The 6,439-nt window shown below is 63.4% G+C and carries 6 protein-coding genes; 1 reads left to right on the top strand and 5 read right to left on the bottom strand.

What is annotated here, in order from left to right; all coding sequences use genetic code 11:
• The 5 genes from Q0L57_RS03055 to cpaB form a co-directional block, all read right to left on the bottom strand.
• Positions 1-787, bottom strand: a 787-nt coding sequence (locus Q0L57_RS03055; protein ID WP_296737740.1) for an ATPase, T2SS/T4P/T4SS family, incomplete at its 3' end; no start/stop codon positions are given.
• On the bottom strand, positions 784-1,998 hold the full coding sequence (locus Q0L57_RS03050; RefSeq protein WP_366940858.1) for a response regulator/pilus assembly protein: 1,215 nt from the start codon (positions 1,996-1,998) through the stop codon (positions 784-786). The genes Q0L57_RS03050 and Q0L57_RS03055, both read right to left, overlap by 4 nt.
• Positions 1,999-2,026: 28 nt before the next feature.
• Positions 2,027-2,302 (bottom strand): hypothetical protein, encoded by a 276-nt coding sequence (locus Q0L57_RS03045; protein WP_296737735.1) that lies wholly within the window; start codon positions 2,300-2,302, stop codon positions 2,027-2,029.
• Between the two features lie 4 nt (positions 2,303-2,306).
• Complete coding sequence (locus Q0L57_RS03040; protein ID WP_296737732.1) at positions 2,307-3,746, bottom strand: type II and III secretion system protein family protein; 1,440 nt, start codon at positions 3,744-3,746, stop codon at positions 2,307-2,309.
• Between the two features lie 27 nt (positions 3,747-3,773).
• Positions 3,774-4,682 carry a Flp pilus assembly protein CpaB gene (cpaB, locus tag Q0L57_RS03035; RefSeq protein WP_296737730.1) on the bottom strand — a complete coding sequence of 303 codons (909 nt, stop codon included), beginning with the start codon at positions 4,680-4,682 and terminating at the stop codon, positions 3,774-3,776.
• Positions 4,683-4,932: 250 nt separating this feature from the next.
• Between cpaB and Q0L57_RS03030 the strand changes: the two genes are divergently transcribed.
• The coding region (locus Q0L57_RS03030) for a DNA topoisomerase IV subunit B (protein WP_296737743.1) at positions 4,933-6,439 on the top strand (1,507 nt) is incomplete at its 3' end.

Below are 6,439 nucleotides of genomic sequence, written 5' to 3'. Positions count from 1 at the left end.
TGAGCATCGTCGTCTTGCCGGTGCCGGTGCCGCCGGAGATGATCGTGGTCTTGCGCGCATGCACCGCGGCCGCCAGCACCTCGGCCATGTTCTGGGTGATCGCGCCGAACTCGACAAGCTTGTGCAGGCCAAGCTTGTTCTTGGAAAACTTGCGGATCGACACCAGCGGTCCATCGACGCCGACCGGCCGGATGGCGGCGTTGAAGCGCGAGCCGTCCAGCATGCGCGCATCGACCATCGGCTGCGATTCATCGACGCGACGGCCGACGGCGGCGACGATTTTGTTTATGATTCGAAGCAGATGCGCCTCATCCTTGAACGGGATGTGCACCTGCTGCAGCTTGCCGCGCTTTTCGACGAAGCAGTTCTCGTGGCCATTGATCAGGATGTCGTTGATCTCGGGATCCTTGAGCAGCGGCTCCAGCGGACCGAGCCCGACCATCTCGTCGACGATGTCGTCGACCAGGGCATCGAGCTCCGCGATATTGATCGCCATCCGCTCCTGCCGCGTCTTTTCCGAGACGAAGTCATGCACCTGGCGGCGCATCTCGTCCTTGGGCAGCCGCTCGAGCGCGACGAGGTTGATCTCTTCGAGCAGCATCCGATGGATACGCACCCTGGCGTCCAGCACCTTGTTGGCGCTTTTTGCCGGCGCCGTTTCCAGCTTCGGCGCGGCCGGCTTGCGCGTGGTGGGGATAACCACGGCGTGATGCGCCACCGGCGCCGGCTCAGGCGGCCGCTGCGGGCGGACGTCGCGGTTCTGCAGATTGGTGAAGCGGCTGTTCATCCTGCCTTCCTCTTCAGCAGGTTTTTGCCGAAGCCGAACAGCGACTTCGACTTGGCGCTCGTCGCGACCGCCTCCTCCGGCAGGATGATCTTCTTCAGGTCGTTGACGACATTGGCGTTGGGCTCGATGTCGTGCAGCGGCACGCCACGGTCGACGGCTTCGCGCACCAGCCGGTAGTTGTTGGAAATGCCGCCGACGAAATGCTCGCCGAGGATATCCTGGACGTCGGCCTGCTTGATGCCGTTGTCGAACATCTTCTGCTCGAAACGGTTGACGATGACGTTGGGCTTCACCTCCTTGCCGGCGGTCTCATAGATCGCCTGGATGAGGCGTTGCGTGTGGCGCAGGCAAGGCACCGTCATCTCGGCGACGATATAGAGCTTGTTGGAGCCGAGCAGCACCGTCTCCGTCCACGGGAACCATGTGCGGGGCATGTCGATGACGACATTGTCGAAATAGGCCGAGACGAGGTCCAGCATCCGCACGACGACATCGGTCTTGAACGAGCGCATCTCTGACGGGCGCGTCGGCGCGGCCAGCACGCAGAGCCCGCTTGCATGCTTGGAAAGCATCACGTCGAGAAGTTGCCGGTCGAGGCGCTCAGGCTGGTTCTCGATTTCGGTGATGTCAAAGCGCGGTTCCAGGTCGAGATATTCGGCGCAGGCGCCCTGCTGGAAGTTTAGGTCGACCACGCAGGTCGAGGCGCCGCGCGTCACCGAATGATGCAGTTGGAACGCCGTCTGCAGAGCGAGCGTGGTGGTGCCGACGCCGCCGGCGGCCGGCATGAAAGTGTAGATCTGTGACTCGGTGTTCTCCTCCCGCCCCGGTCCCTGCAACGCGCGGATGACGGAGCGGACTAGGTCGGCGGTGGTGATCGGCTTGACCAGGAAGTCCGCGACCTTGAGCTGCACCAGAATCCGCACCGCCGCCGCGTTGAATTCCTGGGTGACGACCACCACCGGAACGCGGCCTTCCAGCCGGCGCATGACGCGTTGCAGCGATTCGATTTCTTCCAGCTTGGCGGCGTCCATGTCGACGATGACCGCGCCGAAATCGGTCTCCAGCACCTCGCCGCGAAGCTCGTTGACGCTCTTCTCGACCGTTGAAAGCTCGATCACTTCGGAGGTCGCGAACGCCGTTCGCGTATCCTGTAAAAACACCCTGTCTGTCGAAACGAGCAGGATCTTCTTGGTCTTCATGCCGGATGCCATGGTCGTCAGCCCATCAACTCGATCGTTATCAGTCCGTTGTCGTCGATGACGACGAGGCCGACGTCTGAGTGCCTTTCGCGGCCTGGTCGGCAGCGCTGGCCGTGGAACTCGGACGTTGAGCCGGCACCAGAAGCCGGGTGTTCTGGACGCCGTATTGCCAGGGATCGACCATCTGCATGACCGTGTTGGACGCCTGCGCGTTGCCAGCAGCCGGCGTCACGCCTTCGGTGCGGACATAATCGTCGCTGGTGCAGCCGCCGGCCAAGCTGGCGAGGAGCAGAGCTAGGCAAAGAGCTGGACGCATGGCTTCAGTCCTTCGGCAGGTCGAGGAAGTGGCCGGATGTGGCGGCGGCCACCGGCCGAACGGCGCTGCCGTCGGCCAATGCCACCGGACGTTTGGCCGCCGAGGCACTGGTCTCCTCGCTGTTGTTCAGGAAATAGTCGACGTTGCTTGGCGGCCGCGTGCCGTCGGTCGGCTCCACCATCTTCTTCGAGGGATCGACCGGCTTGACCAGGTAAGGCGTGACGATGATCACAAGATCGGTCTCGCGCCGCTGATAGGATTTGGAGGAGAACAAGGGGCCCAGCACCGGCAGCTTGCCTAGCCCCGGCAGGCGCGAAGTCGTGATGTCGTTCTGCGATTGCAACAGACCGGCTATCATGAAGCTCTGGCCGCTTTTCAAGTCGACGGAAGTCTTGGCTCGGCGCACGATGAAAGCCGGAATGGAGATGCCGTTGCTCACTTCGATAGAGGCTGAGGGATCGATCGAGGAGACCTCGGGCGCGATGTCCAGGCTCACCAATCCGTCCTTGAGAACCGTCGGCGTGAAATCCAGGCCGACGCCGTATTTCTTGTAGGTGACGCTGATCTTGCCGTTATCTTCCGAAACCGGGATCGGGAATTCGCCGCCGGCGAGGAAGCTTGCCGTCTGTCCCGAGCGGGCTATCAGGTTTGGCTCGGCCAGGCGCCGGGCGAGACCGCGCTGCTCCAGCGCGCTGATCGCGACATCGATCGAAAGTCCGTTGGAGAGCAGCTGTCCGATTATCTGACCATTGCCGGCCTGCGACATGGTGCCGGGATCCAGGACCACACTGCGCCCGCCTATCCCATAGCCGAAGTTGGCGCTGTATTGGACACCGAGATTTTGCCCCGCCTGGCGGTTGATCTCGACGAAGCGGACATTGAGCTGGACCTGCTGCGAGGACGAGATATTGACCGAGTTGATCACTTCCTCCTTGCCGGAAAAGCGGGAGGCGATCTTGTTCGCCTTGTCGGCAGCGACCGCGTCATCGGCTTCGCCCGACAGAACCACGCGGCCATTGGCCGAGCCCACCTTGATCCGGGCGTCGGGCACGCTGGCGCGGATCGTGCTCGCCAACTGGTCGGTATCCAACGTCACCTCGATGTCGATGGTGCCGACAAGCTGCTTGTTCTGGTCGAACAGCGCGATCCCGGTGGTGCCGAGATTGTTGCCGAGCACATAGAAGGATTTGTCGGTCAGCGGGTTGACGTTGGCGATCTCCGGATCGCCGATCACGATCTGGTAGAAGGCCGCGCTCGTCATGATCGTCTTCGGCTTGCCCTTGGCCACCTTGATCGAGGCGTTCTTGTTGGCCGAAACGTAGACGACGTCATTGCCCGCCTTGGCCGGCGCGCCGAAGCCGAGCAGCGCCAGCGGAACGGCCAGCGCGATTGCGCCGAGCAGCCGCCGCGCCCTGGTCACCCTAAATGCATCAAGCCCAAACATTGTCCCGTCCCCGCCGGTCCCCACCGGCTACTGCTGCGGTTCCCGAGAGGGAACCTTGTATTCCTCGACCTGCGTGCCGCGCGTCACGATGACCGTCTTGAATTTCGGCTCTGCGGAGTCGTTCGCCACCGCGTTGACCAGCGAAGCAGCGCTTGCCTGCGCCCTTGCGGCGACCGAGCCGCCGAAGGACGAAATCGTCGTAAGCCCGCCATTCGTGGCACTGGCGTCGGCGGCCGAGCGCAGCGACAGCGACAGCGTGCCGACGGTGCGGGCGAGCGCCACTTTCTGCGCGCCCTCGTTGGTGACTTCGATGGTCACGGAATTGGCCACCTGCGGCGCGGTCTTGCGCTCGTCGGCGCCCTGTCCGACCGATAGCACCTTTGCGTCGGACACGACGATTTCGGACGTGACGGTCGAGCCGGACGCGCCTTGCGCATTCTTGGCCACTTCCTGGATGTCGCCGGCATCGCGCGTCAGCACGACATCCACGCGATCCCCGGGCGTGACGAAACCGCCGACACCGGCGATCTCGTCGGTGCGGATGGTGACGGCGCGCATGCCAGGCGACAGGATGTTCGAAAGCGTCGCGCGGCCGTTCGGCCCGGACAGCTTGGCGAGCAAGACCGGTTCATTGACCTCGATCGGCGAAAGCACCACGCGGCTGCCGTCGGCAAGCAGCTTGTCGATGGTCGGGAAGGCGCCCTGCGGCAGCGAATCCTGCGGCCATGGGATTTCGGCGAGCTGGGCAGGTCCGAGTTCCATGCCGTAACGCAACGGCGCACGTGCCACCACGATGGTCTTGAATTCGACCTTCGGTTCCTGAGGCGCCGAAATCGATGCCACCTTTTGCTCGGAATCGGCCCTCGCCTGGCTCTTGACCCAGAAGTCCGCGGCAAAGATCGAGATCGCGCCGACAACGGCGGCGATACCGATCATGGTTATGGCCCTGCCCCTCACACCGAAACCCCTGACGCCCTTAGTCTTTTGTCTGTTGGCCCACGCTAGGCGTCATCGTTAAAGAAACAGGTATCCAAAGCTTCCCGGGCCGCCCTATTTCCGACGGGTTGGTTATCGAATGGTTTTAGAATAAGAGACAGTTTGATCCCTGAACGGAACAGGAACTCGTTCGCCCGCCAAAAGCGTGGCAGTATCGAAACGTGATTCGCACCCGGACATCATGACCAGCATGGACGACAACAACGATCTTTTCGGCAATCTGCAGAAGCAGCCGCAGCCGGCGCGTACGCCGGCTCGCCCGGCCGATCCGCTTGTGCAGGCCGCAAAGCGTTCGACTCCCGCCCGTGACGGCAGTGAGGGCTATAGCGCAGCCGACATCGAGGTGCTGGAAGGGCTGGAGCCTGTGCGCCGGCGTCCCGGCATGTATATCGGCGGCACCGACGACAAGGCGATGCACCACCTGTTCGCCGAGGTCATCGACAACTCGATGGACGAAGCGGTCGCTGGCCATGCCACGTTCATTGACGTCGAGCTTTCGGCCGACGGCTTCCTGACCGTTACCGACAATGGCCGCGGCATTCCCGTCGACCCGCATCCAAAATTCAAGAAACCGGCGCTCGAAGTCATCATGACGACGCTGCATTCCGGCGGCAAATTCGACTCCAAGGTCTACGAGACCTCCGGCGGCCTGCACGGCGTCGGCGTCTCCGTCGTCAATGCGCTGTCCGATCATCTTGAGGTCGAAGTCGCCCGCGGCCGCCAGCTATACCGTCAAAGGTTCTCGCGCGGCATCCCGGTCAGCGGTCTCGAGCATCTTGGCGAGGTCCACAACCGCCGCGGCACCAGGACCCGCTTCCATCCCGACGAGCAGATTTTCGGCAAGGGCGCCGCGTTCGAGCCGGCGCGCCTTTACCGCATGACGCGCTCGAAGGCCTATCTCTTCGGCGGCGTCCAGATCCGCTGGACCTGCGATCCGTCGCTTATCAAGGAAAAGGACCAGACACCGGCCAAGGCCGAGTTCCATTTCCCCGGCGGCCTGAAGGACTATCTCAAGGCCAGCCTCGGCGACGAATTCCAGGTCACGCGCGAGGTCTTCGCCGGCAAGAGCGACAAGCAGGGCGGTCACGGTTCGCTCGAATGGGCTGTGACCTGGTTCGGTGGCGACGGCTTCCTCAATTCCTACTGCAACACCATCCCGACCGGCGAAGGCGGCACGCATGAAGCGGGTTTCCGCAATGTCCTGACGCGCGGGCTTCGCGCCTATGCCGACCTGGTCGGCAACAAGCGTGCCTCGGTCATCACCACCGAGGACGTGATGATCTCGGCGGCCGGAATGCTGTCGGTGTTCATCCGCGAGCCGGAATTCGTCGGCCAGACCAAGGACAGGCTGGCGACCATCGAGGCGATGCGCATCGTCGAAACCGCCATCCGCGATCCATTCGACCATTGGCTGGCCGACAATCCGCAGGAAGCCTCGAAGCTGCTCGAATGGGTGATCGCGCGCGCCGACGAGCGCGTGCGCCGGCGCCAGGAAAAGGAAGTCTCGCGCAAGAGCGCGGTGCGCAAGCTCAGGCTGCCGGGCAAGCTCGCCGACTGCACGCAGAACGCCGCCGCCGGCGCCGAGCTTTTCATCGTCGAGGGCGACTCGGCCGGCGGCTCCGCCAAGCAGGCGCGCGACCGTGCCAGCCAGGCGGTGCTGCCGCTGCGCGGCAAGATCCTCAACGTCGCCAGCGCCG

It is taken from the genome of Mesorhizobium sp., assembly GCF_024509055.1.
Taxonomy (GTDB): Bacteria; Pseudomonadota; Alphaproteobacteria; order Rhizobiales; family Rhizobiaceae; genus Mesorhizobium.
This window is presented reverse-complemented; position numbering and strand designations above follow the sequence as displayed.